General features: G+C 64.0%; 21 protein-coding genes. 12 read left to right on the top strand and 9 right to left on the bottom strand.

Features of this window, described 5'->3' with window-relative positions; genetic code table 11:
- Nucleotides 1-54: 54 nt before the first annotated feature.
- On the bottom strand, nucleotides 55-1,281 hold the full coding sequence (locus FPB55_RS13745; protein ID WP_110676015.1) for an MFS transporter: 1,227 nt from the start codon (nucleotides 1,279-1,281) through the stop codon (nucleotides 55-57).
- Nucleotides 1,282-1,539: 258 nt separating this feature from the next.
- On the opposite strand from FPB55_RS13745, the gene FPB55_RS13740 reads away from it, so the two are divergent.
- Nucleotides 1,540-1,773, top strand: coding sequence for a hypothetical protein (locus FPB55_RS13740; RefSeq protein ID WP_009682142.1), 234 nt, complete (start codon nucleotides 1,540-1,542; stop codon nucleotides 1,771-1,773).
- Between the two features lie 40 nt (nucleotides 1,774-1,813).
- Here the strand turns inward: FPB55_RS13740 and FPB55_RS13735 are convergent, their stop codons facing one another.
- Nucleotides 1,814-2,194, bottom strand: a complete 381-nt coding sequence (locus tag FPB55_RS13735; RefSeq protein ID WP_115294299.1) for a termination factor Rho — start codon at nucleotides 2,192-2,194, stop codon at nucleotides 1,814-1,816.
- 519 nt (nucleotides 2,195-2,713) lie between these two features.
- Between FPB55_RS13735 and pstS the strand changes: the two genes are divergently transcribed.
- The 9 genes from pstS to FPB55_RS13690 all read left to right on the top strand — a co-directional run bounded on the left by pstS (nucleotide 2,714) and on the right by FPB55_RS13690 (nucleotide 12,756).
- Nucleotides 2,714-3,745: a phosphate ABC transporter substrate-binding protein PstS gene (gene pstS / locus FPB55_RS13730; protein WP_054904403.1), complete on the top strand. Its 1,032-nt coding sequence runs from the start codon at nucleotides 2,714-2,716 to the stop codon at nucleotides 3,743-3,745.
- A gap of 69 nt (nucleotides 3,746-3,814) precedes the next feature.
- The gene (gene pstC / locus FPB55_RS13725) at nucleotides 3,815-4,783 is read left to right on the top strand and encodes a phosphate ABC transporter permease subunit PstC (protein WP_009681760.1); all 969 of its coding nucleotides are present in this window, start codon (nucleotides 3,815-3,817) and stop codon (nucleotides 4,781-4,783) included.
- Nucleotides 4,780-5,673 (top strand): phosphate ABC transporter permease PstA, encoded by an 894-nt coding sequence (gene pstA / locus FPB55_RS13720; RefSeq protein WP_009681761.1) that lies wholly within the window; start codon nucleotides 4,780-4,782, stop codon nucleotides 5,671-5,673. Before pstC ends, pstA begins: the two co-directional genes overlap by 4 nt.
- A gap of 78 nt (nucleotides 5,674-5,751) precedes the next feature.
- Nucleotides 5,752-6,513: a phosphate ABC transporter ATP-binding protein PstB gene (pstB, locus tag FPB55_RS13715; RefSeq protein ID WP_238706640.1), complete on the top strand. Its 762-nt coding sequence runs from the start codon at nucleotides 5,752-5,754 to the stop codon at nucleotides 6,511-6,513.
- Between the two features lie 91 nt (nucleotides 6,514-6,604).
- Entirely contained in the window at nucleotides 6,605-7,303 is a 699-nt protein-coding gene (locus FPB55_RS13710) for a hypothetical protein (RefSeq protein WP_125855743.1), read from the top strand.
- Nucleotides 7,303-7,941, top strand: a complete 639-nt coding sequence (locus tag FPB55_RS13705; RefSeq protein WP_238706586.1) for an HAD family hydrolase — start codon at nucleotides 7,303-7,305, stop codon at nucleotides 7,939-7,941. The genes FPB55_RS13710 and FPB55_RS13705 overlap by 1 nt, the downstream gene beginning before the upstream one ends.
- Before the next feature lie 461 nt (nucleotides 7,942-8,402).
- On the top strand, nucleotides 8,403-9,590 hold the full coding sequence (locus FPB55_RS13700; RefSeq protein WP_009681766.1) for a porin: 1,188 nt from the start codon (nucleotides 8,403-8,405) through the stop codon (nucleotides 9,588-9,590).
- Nucleotides 9,591-9,728: 138 nt separating this feature from the next.
- A complete protein-coding gene (gene nosP / locus FPB55_RS13695) occupies nucleotides 9,729-10,892 on the top strand; it encodes a nitric oxide-sensing protein NosP (RefSeq protein ID WP_009681767.1) in 1,164 nt (387 codons plus the stop codon).
- Entirely contained in the window at nucleotides 10,861-12,756 is a 1,896-nt protein-coding gene (locus FPB55_RS13690) for a NahK/ErcS family hybrid sensor histidine kinase/response regulator (protein ID WP_125854646.1), read from the top strand. The genes nosP and FPB55_RS13690 overlap by 32 nt, the downstream gene beginning before the upstream one ends.
- Nucleotides 12,757-12,808: 52 nt before the next feature.
- Here the strand turns inward: FPB55_RS13690 and FPB55_RS13685 are convergent, their stop codons facing one another.
- The 6 genes from FPB55_RS13685 to FPB55_RS13660 form a co-directional block, all read right to left on the bottom strand.
- Nucleotides 12,809-13,474, bottom strand: a complete 666-nt coding sequence (locus tag FPB55_RS13685; RefSeq protein WP_009681769.1) for a response regulator transcription factor — start codon at nucleotides 13,472-13,474, stop codon at nucleotides 12,809-12,811.
- Nucleotides 13,475-13,532: 58 nt separating this feature from the next.
- Nucleotides 13,533-14,093: a PQQ-dependent catabolism-associated CXXCW motif protein gene (locus FPB55_RS13680; protein ID WP_047149590.1), complete on the bottom strand. Its 561-nt coding sequence runs from the start codon at nucleotides 14,091-14,093 to the stop codon at nucleotides 13,533-13,535.
- A 140-nt stretch (nucleotides 14,094-14,233) separates the two neighbouring features.
- Nucleotides 14,234-15,025: an ABC transporter permease gene (locus FPB55_RS13675; protein WP_009681771.1), complete on the bottom strand. Its 792-nt coding sequence runs from the start codon at nucleotides 15,023-15,025 to the stop codon at nucleotides 14,234-14,236.
- On the bottom strand, nucleotides 15,022-15,762 hold the full coding sequence (locus FPB55_RS13670; RefSeq protein ID WP_009681772.1) for an ABC transporter ATP-binding protein: 741 nt from the start codon (nucleotides 15,760-15,762) through the stop codon (nucleotides 15,022-15,024). Before FPB55_RS13670 ends, FPB55_RS13675 begins: the two co-directional genes overlap by 4 nt.
- Nucleotides 15,759-16,748, bottom strand: a complete 990-nt coding sequence (locus FPB55_RS13665; RefSeq protein WP_009681773.1) for a YVTN family beta-propeller repeat protein — start codon at nucleotides 16,746-16,748, stop codon at nucleotides 15,759-15,761. Before FPB55_RS13665 ends, FPB55_RS13670 begins: the two co-directional genes overlap by 4 nt.
- 30 nt (nucleotides 16,749-16,778) lie before the next feature.
- Nucleotides 16,779-17,972 carry an ABC transporter substrate-binding protein gene (locus FPB55_RS13660; protein WP_144188431.1) on the bottom strand — a complete coding sequence of 398 codons (1,194 nt, stop codon included), beginning with the start codon at nucleotides 17,970-17,972 and terminating at the stop codon, nucleotides 16,779-16,781.
- Nucleotides 17,973-18,122: 150 nt separating this feature from the next.
- Between FPB55_RS13660 and FPB55_RS13655 the strand changes: the two genes are divergently transcribed.
- A complete protein-coding gene (locus FPB55_RS13655) occupies nucleotides 18,123-19,397 on the top strand; it encodes a histidine kinase (protein ID WP_029885150.1) in 1,275 nt (424 codons plus the stop codon).
- Nucleotides 19,397-20,035, top strand: coding sequence for a response regulator transcription factor (locus tag FPB55_RS13650; RefSeq protein WP_029885149.1), 639 nt, complete (start codon nucleotides 19,397-19,399; stop codon nucleotides 20,033-20,035). Before FPB55_RS13655 ends, FPB55_RS13650 begins: the two co-directional genes overlap by 1 nt.
- A gap of 152 nt (nucleotides 20,036-20,187) precedes the next feature.
- Here FPB55_RS13650 and FPB55_RS13645 read toward each other — a convergent pair whose 3' ends face one another.
- Nucleotides 20,188-20,847 carry a pentapeptide repeat-containing protein gene (locus tag FPB55_RS13645; RefSeq protein ID WP_009682329.1) on the bottom strand — a complete coding sequence of 220 codons (660 nt, stop codon included), beginning with the start codon at nucleotides 20,845-20,847 and terminating at the stop codon, nucleotides 20,188-20,190.
- Nucleotides 20,848-20,860 lie beyond the last annotated feature (13 nt).

The raw sequence follows: 20,860 nt of genomic DNA, 5'->3' as shown, positions 1-20,860 counted from the left end.
GGAGGACAACTTGCCGATGCGGGGGGGCAAGGGCCGCCAACCCCGCTCGGCCATTTACGCGGGTTGCTGGGCCAAACCGTTACTGACGTTGCGCCCCAGCACCAGCACGGTGACGAAGCCACAGCCCACCAGTGCCGTGGCCAGGCTCAAGAGCACTGCGGTGCCCATGTGGTCCACCACTTGGCCGCCAAAGAACGAGCCTACGGCAATGATCACCTGGAACAAGGCCACGAACAGCGGCATGCCCCGCTCGACATCCTTGGGCGCGACCACGAACATCCATATATTGGCGCAGGCCGGGAACGCGCCGAAGGCGAACCCCCACAGCGCAATCAGCATCGCCGCGCCGGTCAGGCCGGTGGCGAAGTACGGAAACAGCGCTGTGCTGGCGGCGATCAGCAGTGCCACCAGCATCAGCGAATGGCGCACACTGCGGTTGGCGGCGAAGCCGGCGAAGATATTGCCCATGAACCCGGCCACGCCATACAGCAGCAACAATGAGCCGATGGTCGGGCCGTCGAAGCCGGCGTTCTGTTTGAAGAACGGCGCTACATAGGTGTAGGCGGCAAAATGCGCCAGGCCAATCAACAGCACGGCGATCAGGCCAACACGCGCTTGCGGGTTGATGAACAGCGCCGGCAGGTCGCGCACACCAATGGCTTTTTCGGGCAACAGCCGCGGCAGCAGCAACACCTGCGCCAGGAGCACAGGCACGCCCACCAATGCAGTCACCAGGAAGGTCATTCGCCAGCCCAGCAGGCCACTTAGCCAGGTGCCTACCGGCACGCCCACCACCGTCGCCAGGGTCACCCCGGCCATGATGATCGAGTTGGCCTTGGCCACGCCAACGCCCTCAGGGGCCAGGCGCCCGCTGAGGGCGATGGCAGTGGCCCAGAAGCCGCCGATGCTGACACCCAGCAGCACCCGGCCGAGCAGTAGCAGGCTGAAGTCGCCCGCATAGGCGACGATGCTGTTGGCGATGATCATGATCAGCGTCAGGCCGATCAGCAGGTAGCGCCGGTCCAGCGCGCCAACGCCCACGGAAATGGCCGGGGCGGCCAGCGCGGCCATGATGCCGGGCAGGGTGACCATCAGGCCGGCGAAGCCTGCACTGATACCCAGGTCGCTGGCGACATCGTTGAGAACGCCCACTGGCAGAAATTCGCTGGTGACCAGGGCGAAGGCGCCAATGGCGACCGAGAGGATCGCCAGCCACTGCTGGGTCACACTCTGTTGATTATGTTCAGGACGGCCCCGTGGGGCCTGGCTGGCACTTGGCATGGTGTTGACTTCCAAGGAGGGATGACGCCTGTAGCAGGCGCGGGAGGGGGGATTGGCCGGGGATTATAGGGGTGGGTGTGGGTGGCCGACAGGCGAACGGCGTGATAGTGAACATCAGTGCCATCGATGAAACGCCGGGTGCAGAGCGATTGCTGGCGAATGACGCCTCGGCGTGCAGACCGCTGACCCAAAATATTGCATGAGTCTTCTTGATGCTTTCACCTAGCGGTACTAATACTAAATCACGGCCGCAGAGGGATGATCATGCAAACACGGTTCGTTGTGGTTCCCGCAGTGCCGCTGAAAAAAGAGGTTCAGCCTCGGCGGCTTGGCTTTCCCGCTGCATTGGGCGAGGGTTACGACCTCTACGATACGCAAGACAAGGTGCGTTTGAGCCTGAACTTTGCCACCCGAGCCCAGGCGGAATTCGAGTGTGACTGTCGCAACCGCTGCCCGGATGCCGACGCTGCGGAGATCGCCGGCATGGTCTAGTCACGTACGGTGGGCTTTCACCAAGGGGTGAGGGTAGCGATCAGCCGTGCTTGCGCAGGGCGGCGACCAGTTCGGCCTTGGTCATGCTGGAGCGGCCTTTTATGGCTTTGCTGCGGGCTTCCTTCAGCAGGCTTTCCTTTGTCTGGCTTTCCAGTGAGCTGCTGGATGCGCGCGCGTGCCCGTGGCGGGTGTGTGCTGCCCGCCTGGCCGAATCGGCGCGGGCGGTTTTCTGCTCGCTGGCAGAGGTGCTGTTCCCCGAACCGCCTTGCTTTTCACCGCCGCCGGATTGCTTGTTGACCGTGGCCCAGGCGCGCGCTTCGGCTTCCTCTTTGGCCAGGCCTTTATCCTCATAGGCGTGCTCGATGTGCTCGGCCTTGCGCTTCTGTTTTTCGGTGTACTTGCCTTTGTCGCCGCGTGGCATGGTGTTCACTCCTGCAGTTGTACCTGAACGGTTGAAACGCTCCCCGCCAGAGAGTGCCGGTCACTGGACGAGCGGCACCGCGGGGGCGCATCGACGACAACAGCCCCTGTGGGAGATTCTCTGGTTTCGGGCAAGGGTAGCCGCAGTATCTTCAGCGCCTGTGAGATCGAGCGCCGCCCGCGCGGCGCATCGCGAGCTGCGCTCGCTCCTACGTTTTTTTCGGGCCAATTATGCCTGGGGGATTTGCGCGCGAACCCTTTGGCGCATGCCTCAATATCGCGTCGTATGAACCAGGCGGTCGCGCGCGCCTCTCACAGGCCTCACTGGCCCGAAACAAACGTAGGAGCGAGCGCAGCTCGCGATGCGCCGCGCGGGCGGCGCTCGATCGCACAGGCGCTGCATACCTTGTGGCAAACACCTGTCCGAATCAGGATCAACCAACGGCCTGCCTTTCAATGGTCACAAAGCTGTAACACAGCTGATGCAAAGTGTGCCGGCCATCACAAGGAGCGCTTTTCGATGATTCGCCTGATGAAGTCTGCTGCACTCGCCGTTGCCGTTTCGCTTTGCGCCACTTCCGCTGCATTTGCTGCTGAAAACGTACGCCTGACCGGTTCCGGCGCCAGCTTCCCGGCACCGATCTACCTGACCTGGTTCAAGGATTTCAGCAAGAACACAGCGGGCGTTACCGTTGATTACCAATCCAAGGGGAGTGGCGCGGGCGTTCAGGACTTCCTGAACAAGACCGTCGACTTCGCCGCCAGCGACTCGGCCATGAGCGAAGCCGACATCGCCAAGGTTGCCGAGGGCGTCCAGTTGCTGCCGATGACCGCCGGCGAAATCGTCCTGGCTTACAACCTGCCCGGCAACCCCAAGGGCCTGAAGTTGCCGCGCGATGTTTACTCGAACATCTTCCTCGGCAAGATCACCCAGTGGAACGACCCGAAAATCGCCGCGGCCAACCCGCAAATGAAGCTGCCTGACCTGCCCATCACCGTGGTGGTACGTGCCGACTCCAGTGGCACCAACGCCGTGTTCACCAAGCACCTGTCGGCCATCAACGCCGACTTCAAGAGCACCTTGGGTGAGGGCAACACGGTCAACTGGCCAGCGACCGACAAGTTCATCAAATCGCCGAAGAACGACGGGGTGACCGCTACCGTTCGCCAGACCCCAGGTGCCATTGGCTACATCGAGTACGGCTTCGCCAAGCTGGCCAAGGTGGACTTCGCTGCCCTGGAAAACAAGGCTGGCCAGTACGTGGTGCCGAATGCCGAAAGCGGTGCCCAGGCCCTGGCAGCGGTGAAACTGCCGGAAAACCTGGTCGCCAACCTGCCCGACCCGGAAGGCGCCAAGTCCTACCCGATCACCTCCTACACCTGGATGATCTTCCGCAAGGACAACGGCAACCCGGCAAAGGCCAAGGCCATGCGTGAGATGGTCGAGTACGGCCTCACCCAGGGCCAGAAGATTGCCGACTCGATGGGCTACATCCCGCTGCCGCCATCGGTTGTCGACCAGGTGCGCAAAGCGTCTGCAAACATCCAGTAACACCCAGGCGCTCCCGGCAGCGGCATGAAGCCATGCCGGGGGTGTTTGTCCCTTGTCCCGGAATACGCCATGAACACACCTTTTGCCATACCGGATAATCCCGATTCCGCGTGCCAGCCACCGTCTACGAAAGACTTTCTGGTCGACCGCACCTTCCGTGCGCTTGCCCGTATCGGGGTGGTGCTGGTACTGGCGCTGGTTTTCGCGCTGGTCTACGAAGTGGGCCGCAAGGCACTGCCAGGCATTGAAAAGCACGGTTTCGACGTGCTCCTGGGCAGTGTCTGGGATGTCAACCAAGGCAAGTACGGTATTCTGCCCGCGATCTGGGGTACGCTCTACAGCGCCTTCATCGCCCTGTTGATTGCCGGTTTCTTCGGCGTCAGCATGGCCATTTTCCTCACCCAGGATTTCCTTCCGGCCAGGCTTGCCGCGGTGTTCCGCACCATCGTCGAGCTGCTCGCCGCCATCCCCAGCGTGGTCTATGGCCTGTGGGGCATCTATGTGGTCATCCCGGCCATTCGCCCCCTGACCACCTGGTTGAACAGCGAGCTGGGCTGGATTCCGTTTTTTGGCACCTCCCTCAGCGGGCCCGGCCTGCTGCCGGCCGCACTGGTCCTGGCGATCATGATCCTGCCGACCATTGCGGCCGTTTCGCAAGACGCGCTCACCAGCGTGCCGATGAAAACCAAGCAGGCCGCCTACGGCATGGGCACCACGCACTGGGAAGCCATCCTGAAAGTGATGGTGCCCTCTGCGGCCACCGGTATCTTTGGCTCGCTGGTGCTGGGCCTTGGCCGGGCACTGGGCGAAACCATGGCGCTGGCCATGCTGGTGGGCAATGCCAACACCATTTCCGTGTCCTTGTTCGCCCCGGCCAATACCCTGGCGGCGCTGCTGGCGCTGAACTTCCCGGAAGCCGGCCCGAACGAGATCGAAGTGCTGATGTATGCGGCACTGGTACTGATGTTCATCACCCTGCTGGTGAACGTGCTTGGCTCGATGATCATGCTCTACGCTCAGCGGGGGAATAAACAATGACCAACCTGACAACCCCTGCCGCCGCGCTGCCCAGCCTGCAGCGCCGGCTCGAAGGCCGCGCCTTGCGCAGCCTGGTGTTGACCATCCTGGCCTGGTTGGCCGCGTTGCTGGCCAGTGTGCCGCTGATTTCCGTGCTGTACATGCTGATCACCCGCGGCGGTGCCCGCCTGAACCTGGAAGTGTTCACCGAACTGCCGCCGACGGGGTTCGAGATGGGCGGCGGCTTCGGCAACGCCATGGCCGGTACCTTCGTCATGGTCGGCATCGCTGCCGCCATCGCGGTGCCGGTGGGTATCCTGGCCGCGGTGTTCCTTGCCGAGCTGGGCCCGGACAGCAAGCTGGCCAACGCTGCAAGGTTTGCCGCCAAGATGCTCACCGGCCTGCCATCGATCCTGGCCGGTGTGTTTGCCTACGCCCTGGTGGTGATGACTACCGGCACCTATTCGGCACCGGCAGGCGGGGTGGCACTGGCGGTGCTGATGCTGCCCATCGTGGTACTGACCGCCGAAGAGGCGATGAAGATGGTACCCAAGATCATGAAGGACGCTGCCTACGGCATGGGCTGCACCCGTGCCCAGGTCATCTGCAAGATCGTGCTGCCCACCGGCTTGCCGGCCATTCTCACCGGCGTGATGCTGGCCGTGGCCCGTGCCGCAGGTGAAACCGCGCCCTTGCTGTTCACCGCGCTGTTCAGCAACTACTGGATCTACCACAACGGCGACCTGGCGGTGATGAACCCCACTGCCTCGCTGGCAGTGCTGATCTATAACTTCTCCGGCATGCCGTTCGACAACCAGCTGGAGCTCGCCTGGGCGGCCTCGCTGGTGCTGGTCATGATCGTGCTGGTCATCAACATCCTTAGCCGTGTATTCGGCAAGCCCAAGTATTGAGAACAGGGAGCATCCATCTTGAACGTATCCACCGCACAACGTGCCGCTCCCGTGGCCAGCGAAGCCACCCCCATCGTCATGGACTGCAAGCTGGACAAGATTTTCTACGGCAACTTCATGGCCGTGCGCGACAGCCACGTGCCGATCCGCAAGAACGAGATTACCGGCTTCATCGGGCCGTCCGGCTGCGGCAAGAGCACCGTGCTGCGTAGCCTGAACCGCATGAACGACCTGGTGAAAGGCTTCCGCTTCGAGGGCCACGTGCACTTCCTGGGCCAGGATGTGTATGGCAAGGGCGTAGACCCGGTAGTGGTGCGCCGCTATATCGGCATGGTGTTCCAGCAGCCCAACCCGTTTTCCATGAGCATTTTCGACAACGTTGCCTTTGGCCTGCGCCTGAACCGCTACAAAGGGGACCTGGGCGAGCGCGTGAAACACGCCCTGCAAGGCGCTGCGCTGTGGGACGAAGTGAAGGACAAGCTCAAGGTCAGCGGCCTGTCGTTGTCCGGCGGCCAGCAGCAGCGCCTGTGTATCGCCCGGGCCATCGCTACCGAGCCGGAAGTGCTGCTGCTGGACGAGCCGTGCTCGGCACTTGACCCCATTGCCACCCGCCGCGTGGAAGAGCTGATGGTCGAGCTGAAGAAGGACTACACCATCGCCCTGGTGACCCACAACATGCAGCAGGCGATTCGCGTTGCCGACACCACGGCGTTCTTCTCGGTGGACATTTCCCAGGGGACCCGTACCGGCTACCTGGTCGAGATGGGGCCGACCGCGCAGATCTTCCAGAACCCGCGTGAACAACTGACCAGTGACTATATCAGCGGCAAGTTCAGCTGACCCATCGCTGCACAAGGGGGCGGTGCTGCAACCAGGGAGGTGGCAGCACCGCCCGCACAACCTTTGGTTAAAGTGTTACCCAGGATTTCCAATGCAACCGATGCGTCGATTAGATCTGTCTGCGGTAGAGCGCGCTCTGCGCGAGGTGCAGGGCCGTTTTGCCGAGCTGAGCCAACACTTCACCGAACCGCGGGACCCGTTCACCGACGAGGTGCTGCTGAATGTGGTTGAAGGCTACGCGCTGATTGACGACTATGTCGCTCGCGGAATAGACCTGTTCGACCTGCAACAGCTGAACCTGATGCTGGAAATCAATGCCACGGTGCTGTGTGGCCGTGACCCGGCCCGGCGCGTGGAGTTCGCGGCGCACCTGGCGGCGACCGAAGCGCATTTTTTCAACAATGTGGAAGGTGGCATCAAGGACTTGCATAACTGGTATTGCGCCTACCGCAGCGATTCGATCTGGAAGCGGGCAGCCGGTGTGTACGTACGTATCCTCAGCAAGCCACAGCTGTTCATCGAAGGTAACAACCGCACCGGCTCGCTCATCGTCAGCTACCTGCTGATGCGTGCCGGGCTGCCGCCATTCGTGCTGTCGCTGGACAACGCCGAGGGCTACTTCAACCCGTCCTCGGTCATACGTAATTCCGCCAAACACGGTGTCAAGGCTTTGTACGAACTGCCCAAGATCAAGAAAAAGTACGCCTCGTTCCTCGAGGCCAAGGCGCCTGCGCCCGGCAAGTTCTTCCTGGGCGCCACCGCGGTGCCTGTTTGCGCGGGGGGGCGCTGATGCAACCGTTCACCCTGATAGAGCGCGGGCGGCAGGCCATCGAGCGCAAGCTCAAGCGTGGCCAGGTGCGCATTTCGTTCGATATCGACGACACCCTGGCCTGCCAGCCTGAGCACGCGGCCGCCGAGCACAGCAGGTTGCCGGGCTTCGTCCACCGCTGGCTCGGTGAGCCCCTGCGCAGCGGTACCCGCGAGCTGATTCGCGACCTGCGCCGCCAGGGCTGCAGCATCTGGATCTATACCTCGTCCGGGCGCACCCCAGCGTACATCCGCCGTTGGTTGCTGCTGTACGGCATTCATGTGGACGGGGTGGTCAACAGTGACCGCCACCAGCACATACTGGCGCGGAATGGGCTGGCGCATTCCCCGTCCAAACTGCCTTCGGCCTTCGATATCGACCTGCATGTGGATGACTCCGAAGGCGTGCGGCTGGAAGGCGTGGACCATGGTTTCCGCGTTGTGGTGGTGTGCCCGCAGGACCAGCACTGGGCGCAGAAGGTCAAGGCCGCAGCGGTGGACGTGCAGGCCCGCCTGGCCCGGCAGCAGCCGCACCGCTACGAAGCGCCTGTGAGATCGAGCGCCGCCCGCGCGGCGCAATCGCGAGCTGCGCTCGCTCCTACGTTTGTTTCGGGCCAGTAACGCCTGTGACAGGCGCGCGCGGCCGCCTTGTTTGTACGGCGCGATATTGAGGCATGCACCAAGGCGTTCGCGCGCGAATCCCACAGGAATAATTGGCCCGAAACAAACGTAGGAGCGAGCGCAGCTCGCGATTGCGCCGCGCGGGCGGCGCTCGCTCTAACAGGCGCTGCCATACCTTGTGGCAAACACCTGTCAGCCCTAAGGCGATCCCTGTGGGAGCTGGCTTGCCGGCGATGGGCCGCAAGGCGGCCCCGGTTCATTCAGGCGTATTGATACCCGCCTGCCACGCCTGCCTACACCCTAAGTCTTGCCCCCCGACCCCAGCAGGTCCCAAGACCAAATCACCGCGCCACACCCTCCGCCCCAAAGCACCCGCCAACCCACGCCAAAGCAGCGTTCCGGGTGGCCTGCCGGCTTCTGATAATCGCCTCCGACATCCTGTCCCCCGTTTGGAGCGCGCCATGCACAACAACAAAAAGCACCTGCCGCCTCGTTTTCTCGCTGCTGCCTTCGCCAGTGTTTCCGCCTTGGGCCTGAGTGGTGCCGCCGAAGCCGAGATCATGCTGTACGACAAGGACCAGACGACATTCTCTACCGATGGCTACATCAACGCCTTCTATGTCAACAGCAAGGTCGACCGCGAGGGCGAGCAGTTCGACCGGCGCCAGTCGCGGGTGAAGATGGGCTTTTTGCCCAACTACATCGGTTTCAACATGGGCAAGCAGGTAGACGACCTGAAACTCGGCGCGCGGGCGTCGTTCTGGGTCACCATCAACGACAGCGAAACCAACGGCACCGATACCGCCATCGACGTGCGCCAGTTCTACGGCACGGTGGCCAACCCTGAGTGGGGCGAAGTGCTGATCGGCAAGGACTTTGGCCTGTTCGCGCGCTCCAACATCCTGTTGGACGAGCTGCTGGCCGGTTATGGCCAGGTCAGTGACACGCTGGGCCTGGTGGATGGCGGCGGGGTGTCGTTCGGCAACATCGGCAGCGGTTATCCCTATCCGTTTCCCACCTCGCAGATCACCTACCGCACGCCGGTGATGGACGGCCTGCGCGTGGCGGTCGGCATCATGGACCCTGTGGATACCAACGACAGCAGCCCGACCGGCAAGGCCTACCAGGAAAACCCACGCACCGAGAGCGAAATCACCTACCAGTTCGACCTGGCGGGGGCGCAGATCTACAGCTGGGTCAACGGTAGCTACCAGACCTCGGACAACACCGACTCGACGGTCAAGTCCGTCACCTCCAAGGGGGTCGGCTATGGGGTGCAGGCGAAGCTGGGCGGCTGGTCATTGACCGGCTCTGGGTTCCAGGCCAAGGGCATCAACCCGTTCTTCACCAATAACGCGGGCGAGCCGGTGTTGCGTAATGTGGACAGCGACGGCTACCTGTTACAAGGCTCCTACAAGTTCGGCAAAAACCGCGTGGCGCTGTCGTATGGCAAGACCAAGGACGATGGCAACGGTGCGGTGGGCAGCGGTGCCGACTACAAGACCCGTGGCGTAGCGTTGTTCCACGACGTCAACGACAACCTCAAGCTGGTGGCCGAGTACAACCAGTTCTCCATCGATGGGCATGAGGGCAGTGCGCAGAATGAAGACACCGATACCTTGGCTGTGGGCGCGGTGCTGACCTGGTAAGCACGGGGCGGCAAGGCAGGCGCAGGTGAAGCTGGCACTTACACCCTTGGAACCGCCCACCCGCTACCCAAGTAGCATTCGCCCCACGTACCCGGCTTCGTACACTGCACCTTCAGCCGCCCTGCGCCGGAGACTTTGATGCAACAGGCCCTCAACGACGGTGTGCTCAGCGCCATGTCCCAGGCCACCGATGCCCGGTTGGCCGCCCAGGACCTGGCGCGACAGCTCCTGCACCCCCACCTGGGCCTGGTGCTGTTTTTCTGTTCCGCCGAATACAACCTGCAGGAACTGGCCCAGGCGTTGGAACAGGGGTTTGGCGGCATCCGCCTGGTGGGGTGCACCAGTGCCGGCGAAATCACCCCTCAGGGGTACGGCCGCAACTGCGTGACCGCGCTGGGCTTCGATCACCGGCACTTTTCCATCGCCACCGGGCTGATCGACGAAATGGAGCACTTCAGCCTCATCGATGCGCAACAGATGGTCGAGCGCCTGGTCGGCACCTGCCGCAGCAATTCGTTGGCGCCGATCAAGGGCCACAGCTTCGCCCTGACCCTGCTCGACGGGCTGTCCAGCCGGGAGGAAATGGTCCTCGCTGCCCTCAGCGCGGCGTTGGGGGACATCCCGCACTTCGGCGGTTCGGCCGGCGACGACAACTACCTCAACCGCACGCATGTCTACCACGGCGGCGCCTTCCACAGCGGCGCAGCGGTGGTGGTGCTGGTCAACACCTGGCTCGACTTCGAAGTGTTCACCACCCATCACATCCAGCCGCGCCAGGAAAAACTGGTGGTCACTGGCGCCGACAGCGGCCAGCGCCGTGTATTCGAGCTGAATGCCGAACCCGCTGCCGAGGAATATGCCCGGCTCATCGGTGTGCCGGTGGCGGCGCTCGATTACCGGGTGTTCGCCGCGCACCCGTTGGCCGTGCGCATTCACGACCAGTACTACATGCGCGCCGTCCAGCGTGTGCACGATGACTTGAGCCTGAGTTTCTACTGTGCCGTGGAGAACGGCATCGTGCTCACGGCCATGACCCCAGGGCCGTTGCTGCCGAACCTGCATGAGCTGTTCGACGGCCTGCACCAGCGCCTGGGCCCGCTGTTGTTGACCATTGGTTGCGACTGCTTCCTGCGGCGTCTGGAACTGGAGGGGCAACACAGCCTGGAACTGGTGGGGGCGTTTCTGCGCGAGCAACGGGTGATCGGGTTCAACACCTACGGAGAACAGTTCAATGGCATGCATATCAACCAGACCTTCACCGGCGTCGCCATTGCCCGCAACCGGCCTCCTGTCGGTCGCTGACCTGCAGGCCGAGGTGGCCCGGCTGCAGCAGCAGAACCATAAGCTGCAGCGCATCAATGGTGCGCTGATCGAACGTGTCGAGTCCGGGGTCACCCGCGGCAACGACCCGTACGCGGCGTTTCAGCATTCGGTGGTGCTGGCCGAGCAGGTGCGCGAGCGCACCGATGCGCTGAGCCAGGCCATGGCCGAGTTGAAGGCGGTGAACCACCTGCTCAGCGAGGCCCGGCAGCGGGCCGAGACCGCGCACCAGCACCAGATTCGCCTGATCACCGACAACGTTCCGGCGTTGATCGCCTACCTCAATGCCGACCTGGTCTATGAATTCACCAACAAGGTGTATGAGGAATGGTACTGCTGGCCGCGTGGCGTGATGCTGGGGCAAAGCCTGCGCGAGGCCCACAGCGAACAGCACTACCAACGCCTCGAGGCCTATGTGACGCGGGCATTGGCGGGCGAGAGCGTGACCTTCGAGTTTGCCGAAACCAACATCAAGGGCCAGGAGCGCTACATGCTGCGCTCCTATGTCCCCAACCGCCTGGCCAGCGGCGAGGTGGTGGGTATCTTCGTGTTGATCCGCGATATCACCGAGCGGCGCAATACCGCGCAGGCATTGCACCAGGCCTATCAGCACCTGGAGCAGCGGGTGCGTGAGCGCACGGCGGAGCTGACCAGCCTCAACGACCAGTTGCTGCAGGAAATTGAAGAGCGCAGCCAGGCGCAAGCGCGGCTGCGCGAAGCCAAGCGCGAGGCCGAACAGGCCAACCTGTCGAAAACCAAGTTTCTGGCTGCGGTCAGCCATGATTTGCTGCAACCGCTGAATGCGGCGCGGCTGTTCACCAGCGCGTTGCTGGAAAGCCGCGAACCGCAGCACAGTGCCCAGTTGGTCCGCAATGTCAGCAACTCGCTGGAGGATGTGGAGAGCCTGCTGGGCACCCTGGTCGACATTTCCAAACTTGATGCGGGCGTGATCAAGGCCGATATCGCGCCTTTCGCGCTCAGCGAGCTGCTGGACAACCTGGCGGCCGAATATGCCCAGGTCGCGCGTAGCGAGGGCCTGGCCCTGCATTTTGTGGGGTGTTCGGCGGTGGTGCGCAGTGATATCCAGCTGTTGGCGCGCATTCTGCGCAACCTGCTCAGCAATGCCATCCGTTACACCCGCAGCGGGCGGGTGGTGCTGGGTTGCCGGCGCCTGCGTGGCGGCCTGCGGATCGAGGTGTGGGACAGCGGCATCGGCATCGCCGAAGAACACCTGGAGGAAATGTTCCAGGAGTTCCGGCGCGGTGATGTGCAGCGCCCTGAGCAGGATCGCGGGCTGGGCCTGGGCCTGGCGATCGTGGAGAAGATCGCCGGTATCCTGGGCCATCGCATCCGCGTGCGGTCATGGCTGGGCAAGGGATCGGTGTTTGCCGTCGAGGTCCCGTTGAGCACCGTTGCGCCCAAGGCGCAGCCGAGCCAGCCTCTGTGCGAGCCGATGTTCGAACGCCTGCGTGGGGCGCAAGTCTGGGTGCTGGACAACGATGCGGCCATTTGTGCCGGCATGCGCACGCTGCTCGAAGGCTGGGGGTGCAAGGTGATCACCGCGCTGTCGGAGGAAGACCTCGCGCGCCAGGTAGACAATTACCACGCCGAGGCCAACCTGCTGATTGCCGACTACCACCTGGACAATGACTGCAACGGCCTCGACGCGGTGGCGCGGATCAATGCCCGCCGCACCCAGCCGCTACCGGCGCTGATGATCACGGCCAACTACAGCAACGACCTCAAGCAGCAGATCCGTGAGCTGGGCCATACCCTGATGCACAAGCCGGTGCGGCCGTTGAAATTGAAGACTGCAATGAGCCATTTGCTGGGCACCCAAGGCTAGGGCCGGGTGTGCTATGGGGGCTGCAACGCGGCCCCCATGAAGCTGGAGACGGTCAGCGCCGCAGGTAGTCGGCGAAGTCGATATCGCCCGCACTGAGAATGGCCTGCACGCGGTTGTGCACATTGAGCTTGCGCAAGATCGCCGACACATGCGCCTTGACCGTGGTCTCGGCGATATCCAGGGTGTAGGCAATCTGCTTGTTCGATTCCCCCTTGGTCATGCGTTCCAGTACCAGCAACTGCTTGCGGGTCAAGGCCTGGAGCATTTCCGGCGGGAAGCTCGGCGCATCGTTCTGGCGCCGGCCGGTGCTGCTTTTCTGCGCGCGGATGATGTCGGGCGGCAGGTAGACATTACCGTTGAGGATCTGCTCGATCGCCTCGATCATCTGTGCGCGCGGCGAGGACTTGGTGATGAAACCCACCGCGCCGTAGGTGATGGCCTGCAGCACGATCTGTTTCTCCTGTTCGGCCGACACGATCACCACCGGCGTGGTCGGTGCTTCGTTGCGCAGGGTGATCAGGCCGTTGAGGCCGTGCATGCCGGGCATGTTCAGGTCGAGCAGGATCAGGTCGAGGTCGTCATGCGCCTGGGTCAGCGCCAGGGCGCTGTCCAGGTCGGCGGTTTCCATGACCTCGCTGCCTTGGAACCCATCGCTGATGACGTTGTGGATGGCTTCGCGAAACAGGGGGTGATCGTCGGCAATCAGAATTTTGTACATGGCCTTTTCACCTTGTTTTTATTGGATGGAGCAGGGCACGCAGTGGCAGTTGAACAGATCAGGGCAAAGGCACCGGTTGCGCCGGCTGCAGCGGCAGGTTGGCCTGCTGCCACGCGTCAACGCCGTCGCGGTACCAGTACAGGTTGTGGTAACCCAGGGCTTTAGCGCGTTTTACCGCGTTCCAGCTCAGCCAGCAATCGGCGCGGCAGTAGAACACCACAGGCTGGTCGGGGTGCCCGGCGGTGGCGCTTTGCAGGTTGTGCGCAAAGTACGCCTGCCAGGCCGGGCTCAGCTCGCCATCGCCGGTGTTGGCCAGCCACAGGCTGCCGGGAAGGTTGGCGTGCGGCTCGTCTTCGATGAAGCGGCCCTGCAGCCACTGGCGGCGGTACACGTCGATCAGTACCGGCCGCGGCTGCTGGCTGAGCAGGCGTTGCAATGTGGCGGTGTCTACCACCTGGCCGCCGTCGACCTGCGCTGGGGTCGGGCTGCGGTAAAGGGTGATGCGGTAACCGTCGGCAGAGAACAGCGGCGCCGTGTCGGCCTGGGCGGTGCCCAGCGTCAGGCTCATTGAAAGTGCCGCCAGCAAGGGGCGTGGCAGCCGGGGCAGGGCACATGGCATGGGGTTCTTCCTTTTTGTTATGAACCCATTACATGCCAGTAGCGGTGCTTTGTGAATGCGACGATAGACAGTAAATGCAGTACTAAAGTAGTAGATGGCTTAGCGCCGCCCGTCAGCTTTGGCCGCGTCAGGCCACAGGATCATCGCGGCTTGCGCAACGCTGCGTGCTGGGGGTTGAAGGTGGCAATCGCCAGCAGCGTGAACAGCACCGTCAAGCCCAGGCACACCGCCAGCGCCAACAGGTTCAGGCGCTGGTACAAGGCAAACCGCACCAGCTCCACGGCATGGGTGAACGGGTTCACCGCGCACAGCCAGTACAGCCACTCGCTGGCTTCGCGCATCTTCCACAGTGGGTACAGCGCCGAAGACAGGAAAAACAGTGGGAAGATCACGAAATTCATCACCCCGGCAAAGTTCTCCAGCTGGCGGATGGCGTTCGACAGCAGCAGCCCCAGGGCACTGAGCATGAACGCCACCAGCAGCAGCGCCGGCAGTGCCAGCAGCAACCCCGCCGCCGGCGGTTGCACACCGTACACCCAGGCGATGGCGAGGAACGCGTACACCTGCAGCAGGGAAATGAGCGAGGTCGCCAGCAACTTGCTGGCCAACAGGAACGGCCGCGGCAGGGGGCTGGTCAGCAGCACGCGCATGCTGCCCATTTCCCGGTCATAGACCATCGACAAGGACCCTTGCATGCCGTTGAACAGCAGGATCATGCAGGCCAGCCCCGGGATGATGTACACCTCGTAGGGGATGTAGGTGTCGTACGGCTCGATGATGGCGATGCCCAGCGCTGCCCGAAAGCCGGCGGCGAACACCAGCAACCACAGCAACGGGCGCACCAGGGCACTGAGCAGGCGCGTGCGCTGCAATACGAAGCGCAGCCATTCGCGCAGCATGATGCCGTTGAAACACTGCCAGTAGGCGTTCATCGGGTGTGGGCTCCTGAAGGCTGCCGGGTCAGGTGGGCAAAGGCATGGTCCAGGTCGCCGCCGTGCTGCAGGCTCAGGGCATCGGCGGTACCGCTGGCCACCAGGCGCCCTTGATGGAGAATCAGCAGGTCGTCGCTAGGCTGCACTTCGTCCAGCAGGTGGGTGGTCCACAGCACACTCAACTGCTGCTGGCGGCACAGCTGCCGCACGTGCTGGTTGAGTGCCAGGCGGCTGGCCGGGTCGAGGCCGACGCTGGCCTCGTCGAGCAGCAGCAGGCGTGGCTCGTGCAGCAGCGCACGGGCGATTTCCACCCGTCGGCGGTGGCCGATATTCAGCTCGCGCACGCTGTGGTGGCGGCGCTCGCCCAGGCCCTGGCGCGCCAGCTCGGCCTCTACCCGCTGGTTGCCCTGGCGCCGTGACAGGCCATGCAGGGCGGCGTGGTAGCGCAGGTTCTGCTCCACGCTCAGGTCCAGATCCAGGGTGCTCTGCTGGAACACCACGCCCATCTGCCGCAGCGCCGGGCGCGGGGTGTCGCGCAACGAGCAGCCGCACACCCGGATATCGCCGTGCTGCAGGTCGTACAGGCGGGTCAGCAGGGCGATCAGGGTCGACTTGCCGGCGCCATTGGGGCCCAGCAACGCGGCAAAACGGCCCGGTGCCAGGCTGAAACCGACCTGCCGCAGCGCCTCGCGCTGGCCGTAGGCGAAGCTCACATCGGCCACCTCGAGGGCGTTCATGGGGTGACCACCACGCCCCAGGGGTAGCGCCCGACTTTCACCGATTTGAGCACCTTGAGGTTCTGCGTATCGATTACCGATACATCGCCGCTGACCCCGTTGGTGGCCAGCAAGCGGCGCTGGTCGGGGGAGAACGCCAACTGCCAGACCCGCCGCCCGACCAGCAGGTAATCGAGCACCTCGTAGGTCTTGGCATCGATCACCGCCACATGGTTGGCCGGGCCCAGGGCGACGAAGGCATACTTGCCGTCCGCGCTGAGCTTGATGCCCACCGGCTGGACCTTGTCCGGGTGCACGCCCTTGATCTGGAAGTTCAGGGTTTTCAGCACCTGGCGCGTGGCAACTTCAAGGACAGTCACCGTGCCGCCGATTTCCGCCGAGGCCCACAGCCTGGAACCGTCCTGGCTGAATTCGACGAAGCGCGGGCGCTGGTCGACCAGGGTGCTGTCGGCCAGGGTCTGGGTGCTGGTGTCGATCCAATGCAACATGTTGGTGGTTTCGCTGGTGTTGACCGCCCATTTGCCATCGGGGCTGACGGCCATGCCTTCAGGTTCGATACCGACATCGATCTGCCCCAGTACCTGGTCGGTCACGGTGTCGATCACGGTCACCAGCGCATCGTCTTCGTTGGAAACGTACAGCCAGCGGTCGTTGGGGTGCAGGGCGAACTGCTCGGGGTCCTTGCCAGAGGGCAGTTCCTTGATGATCTTGCGGGTGGCCACGTCCATCACCTGTACCCGGTCGGAATCGCTGGCGCAGATGTACAGCAGCTTGTTGTCATGCGACAGCAGCAGCCCCCGAGGGCGTTGCCCGACCGCAAGGGTTTCGGTGACCTCCAGGGTCTGCAGGTCGATCAGGCTGAGGCTGTTGTCCTTTTCGTTGGACACCCAGGCAGTGGCGGCCAGCGCATGCCCGCAGGCCAGCGCCAGGGCGCCCGTCAGCAGGCTGGGGTAGAGCAGGGCGCGGGAAAGCAGAGGGCGGCGCATGGCGTATTCCTTATTGTTGTGGTTGTCGGCTCAGGGGTACGTGCAGGTCACTTCGGGCTTGTCGTAGCCCAGGCTGTCCATTTCGTTGAAGGGGTGCAGGAAGCCATCTTGTGGCGACGTGCTGACCAGTGCGCGAGGCTGTACCAGCGCAATCGGTTGGCGCAGCTCGCCGTTCCAGGGCCGGTAGCTGAGCTTGCGGCCCTTGAAACCGTCCAGGGGCAGTTGCTCGCTGAGCAGCAGCTGTTGCAGCGCCCGTGGGTCGTCCTGGCGCAGTTTGCTGACCGCGCTGGCAATGCTGCGCACGGCCATCCAGGCGGCGAAGTCACGGTCGTTCATCCAGCGCCCGGCCTGGGCCTCGAAACGTTTTTGCAGTTGCGCCGCGCCGAAGGTTTCCACGGTCTTGTGCCAACCGGTGGGGGTCAACCCCTGGGTGCCCGCCACTGGCCGCGGGTACCAGGTCTGGTAGGGCAGGTATTCGCCAAAGTCACCGCGTTCGTCGGCCACCAGCACCACGTCGTACTCGGCGGTTTGCGTGAACAGCGGCATGTCGGCCTGGGCGCTGCGGCGCTGGTCGTTGTCGAAGGTCCAGGCTTTTTCCGCGACCAGCTGCACGCCGAAGCGTTTAGTCGAGCGGCGCAGGGCGGCGGCGTAGGCCTGGTCATCTGCGGTCTGGCCGACCACCAGCAGCGCGCGTTGCCATTTGCGCAGCACCAGGAACTGCACCAGCGCATCGGCGAGCATTGCCCGGCCCGGCAGGCTGTGCAGCACGTTACCCAGGCACTGGCTGCTGCGCAGGCTGTCGTCGGGGCTGCCGGCATTGAACAGCAGGCTGTCGGGCAGCGCCGCGGCCAGCGCGCGCAGGCTGGTGGCCGGGGCGTTGACCACGAACAGGCGCAGGCCTTGGTCATGTTGTGCTTGGGCCGCCTGCAACAGCGCCTCGGGGCTGTCCACGTTGGCGCGGGTCAGCTGGAACTGTTGCTTGAGAAAACGGCCGGTGCTGTTGCTGTCGACGATCGCCAGCTCGGCGCCTTGCAGGCCAGCGTCGGCCGGTTCGGGGATGATATTGGACAGCAGCGGGCCCGGGTCGGGCCGGTAGCCCAAATAGCCGATGCCCACGTGCAATAGGGCGTCGGCCTGGCCCGCAGCGGCCGACGCATGGGGCGCGGACAACACGGCGATCAGGGCCAGCAGGCAGAACAAGGCAAGGTGGGCAGGCTGGCGCATGACACACTCCACGGCAGATGGCGCCAGCATAGGAACCCCGCCGGGCGCGGGAAATATGCAGAAAGTAGCGCCCGGCCGGTACCAAGGTAGTAATTTCCCGCGCCACCTACGGTTTTACGATGGGCCTCGGCACCCCTGAAGAGAGCTCCCATGCGCCTGTTCAACTTGTCTGCGCTGTGGCGCATCAACCTTTGGGTCACCGGCTGCTTCGCCCTGGTGACGGTAGCCTGTGCCGGGGTGCTGCTGCACCAGGCTGTGGCCGACGTGGAGCGTGAGCTGCAGTCTGCCGAAGCCGTGGTGACCTACCTTGCCGAGACTGCCGAGCGTGACCCGGCCAGTTTGCAGCCGGGCCTGACCCAGAACCTGCGCCATGTGCGGGTGCATTGGCTGGCAGCTGGCGACGCCGCCCTGTTGCCGGGGGATGCCGGTGTGGATGCCTGGCTGGGCCGCCAGCTGTTCGGTCAACACCACCCAGGTGGCCGTTTACTGACACTGAGCGACGGCCGGCGGGTGCTGATTGCCGTGGATGCCCGCGATGAAATCGACGAAGTCTGGGAGTCGCTGGTGCAATTGCTGAGCTTGTGCGGCCTGGCGCTGGTATTGAGCCTGGTGACCATCCGTTGGGCGGTCGGGCGGGCCATGGGGCTGCTGGCTGAATTGCTGGGGGCGCTGCGGCAGGTGTCGGCGGGGCACCTGGCCGTGCGTTTGCGCGAGGCCAACCTGCCGGAGGCACGCCAGTTGGCTGCGCACTTCAACGCGATGGTGGCGAACCTGGAGCAGGCGCGGGCCGACAATACGCAACTGACCCAGGCCCTGCTGGCGGTGCAGGAGCAGGAGCGTACCCGGCTGGCGCAGGCCCTGCACGATGACCTTGGGCAATACCTGGCCGGTATCCGCGCCCAGGGCTGCCTGCTGCGCATGGCAGCCGACCAGCCCGCTGTGGTCAAGCAGACCACACAGCAACTGGAACTCAATTGCGAACATTTGCAGCAAGGGTTTCGTGCCCTGGTACAAGACCTGTATCCGGTGGCGCTGCAACACATGCCGCTGGCGCAGGCCATTGGCCTGCTGGTGAGCCAGTGGCAGGCCAGGCAGGGCATCGATTGCCGGCTGCGGGTTGGCGAGCATTTGCCAGACTTGCCCGCGCCGAGCAGGACGCACTTGTACCGGCTGCTGCAGGAGGCGTTGACCAATGTCGCCCGGCATGCCGGCGCCAGCCAGGTGCGGGTGCGCCTGCAGCGCAGCGCCAAGGGGTTGCGCTTGTTCGTGCGCGACAACGGGTGCGGCGCGCGCCAACCGCGCCGGCCTGGGGTTGGCCTGCACTCGATGGCCGAACGCGCGCGCAGCCTGGGGGGTGAATTACGCATTTTCAGCCGCCCGGGTGGCGGTTGGGCGTTGGCGCTGAACATCCCCAAGGAGGTGTGATGAATATCGTACTGGTCGACGACCATGCTGTGGTCCGCCAAGGCTATGCCAGCCTGCTGCGGGCGGTATTGCCAGACATCCAGGTGCGCGAAGCGGCCAGTGGCGAAGAGGCGCTGGCCCTGGTGCACGAGCAGGTGCCCAACCTGGTGGTCATGGACTTCGGCCTGCCGGGCATCAGCGGCCTGGAAGCCACCCGCCGGCTGCGTCAGCGCCTGCCCCAGCTGCGGGTGCTGTTCTTCAGCATGCACGACGAGTTGCCCCTGGTGCGGCAGGCGCTGGAGGCCGGGGCGTCGGGCTACCTGACCAAGAATTCGGCGCCCGAGGTGCTGATCGAGGCGGTGCAGCGTGTATTGGCCGGGCATGCCTACATTGAACAGCCGCTGGCCACGCAATTGGCCTGCACCACCCCGCACAATGAAAGCGACCCGCGCCTGCAGCGCATGACCCAGCGCGAGCTGGAGATTTTCGTCATGCTTGCCAAGGGCACCCCGGCGCGGTTGATTGCCGAGCAGTTGTGCATCAGTGCCAAGACCGTGTCCAACCATTTGACCTTGCTCAAGAGCAAGCTGCAGGTCAGCTCGCATGCCGAGCTGGTGCACCTGGGGATTGACTTGGGGCTGGTGCGGGTAGCGGGGTAGGCCTTGTGTCGCGATGGGCTGCCTGTAGGAGCGGCCTTGTGTCGCGATGGGCTGCAAAGCAGCCCCAGGGTTTCAGCATGGTGCACAAATTGCCGGGGCTGCTTTGCAGCCCATCGCGACACAAGGCCGCTCCTACAGCCAGGGGCAAACAGTCATTTGTCCCAGGTTTCGGGGCAGCCTGTGCATCCCTCCATGTTGGCCTCCTGAAAATTCCCGTAATGCTGCCGTGCCCCGCGCAGGTCGGCGCGCGCCAGGTTGCTTTGGCCGAACTTGGCCTCCTGCAGGTTGGCATCGGTCAGCCTGGCCTCCTGCAGATCGGCCTTGCTGAGCCAGGCCATTTCGAGGTCCGCAGCCTGCAGGTTGGCTTTGTGCAACTTGGCCCCGGACAACCGGGCGAACTGCAGATAGGCCGCGCTGAGGTCGGCGTTCTCGAACTGCGCGCCTTGGGCGAACAAGCCCCAGCCCTGAATGGCCACCAGGTGGCTATTGCTCAGGTCGGCCAGGCGCAGGTTGCTCTGCTGCAGGCTGGCGCGGGTCAGGTTGGCGCCTTGCAGGCGGGCTTTTTCCAGGTTGGCCAGGTCCAGTTGGGCGTGGCGCAGGTCGGCGTCGCGCAAGTCGGCGCCGGCCAGGTTCATCTTGCGCAGGTCCTGGTTAGCCAGGTTGGCGCCGCGCAGGTCGGCACCCGGGCACTGGCTGGCTTCGGCGATGACGCAGCCGTTGATGGTCAGTGGGGCATCGTCGCCAGCGTCTTCGGCATGTGCGGCCAGGGCAGGCGAGAGCGCCAACAACAGGGCAATGGGCAGGTAGTTCATGGCGAATGGCTCT

The sequence above is a fragment of the Pseudomonas sp. BJP69 genome, assembly GCF_007633355.1.
GTDB classification, from domain to species: Bacteria; Pseudomonadota; Gammaproteobacteria; order Pseudomonadales; family Pseudomonadaceae; genus Aquipseudomonas; species Aquipseudomonas juntendi.
This window is presented reverse-complemented; position numbering and strand designations above follow the sequence as displayed.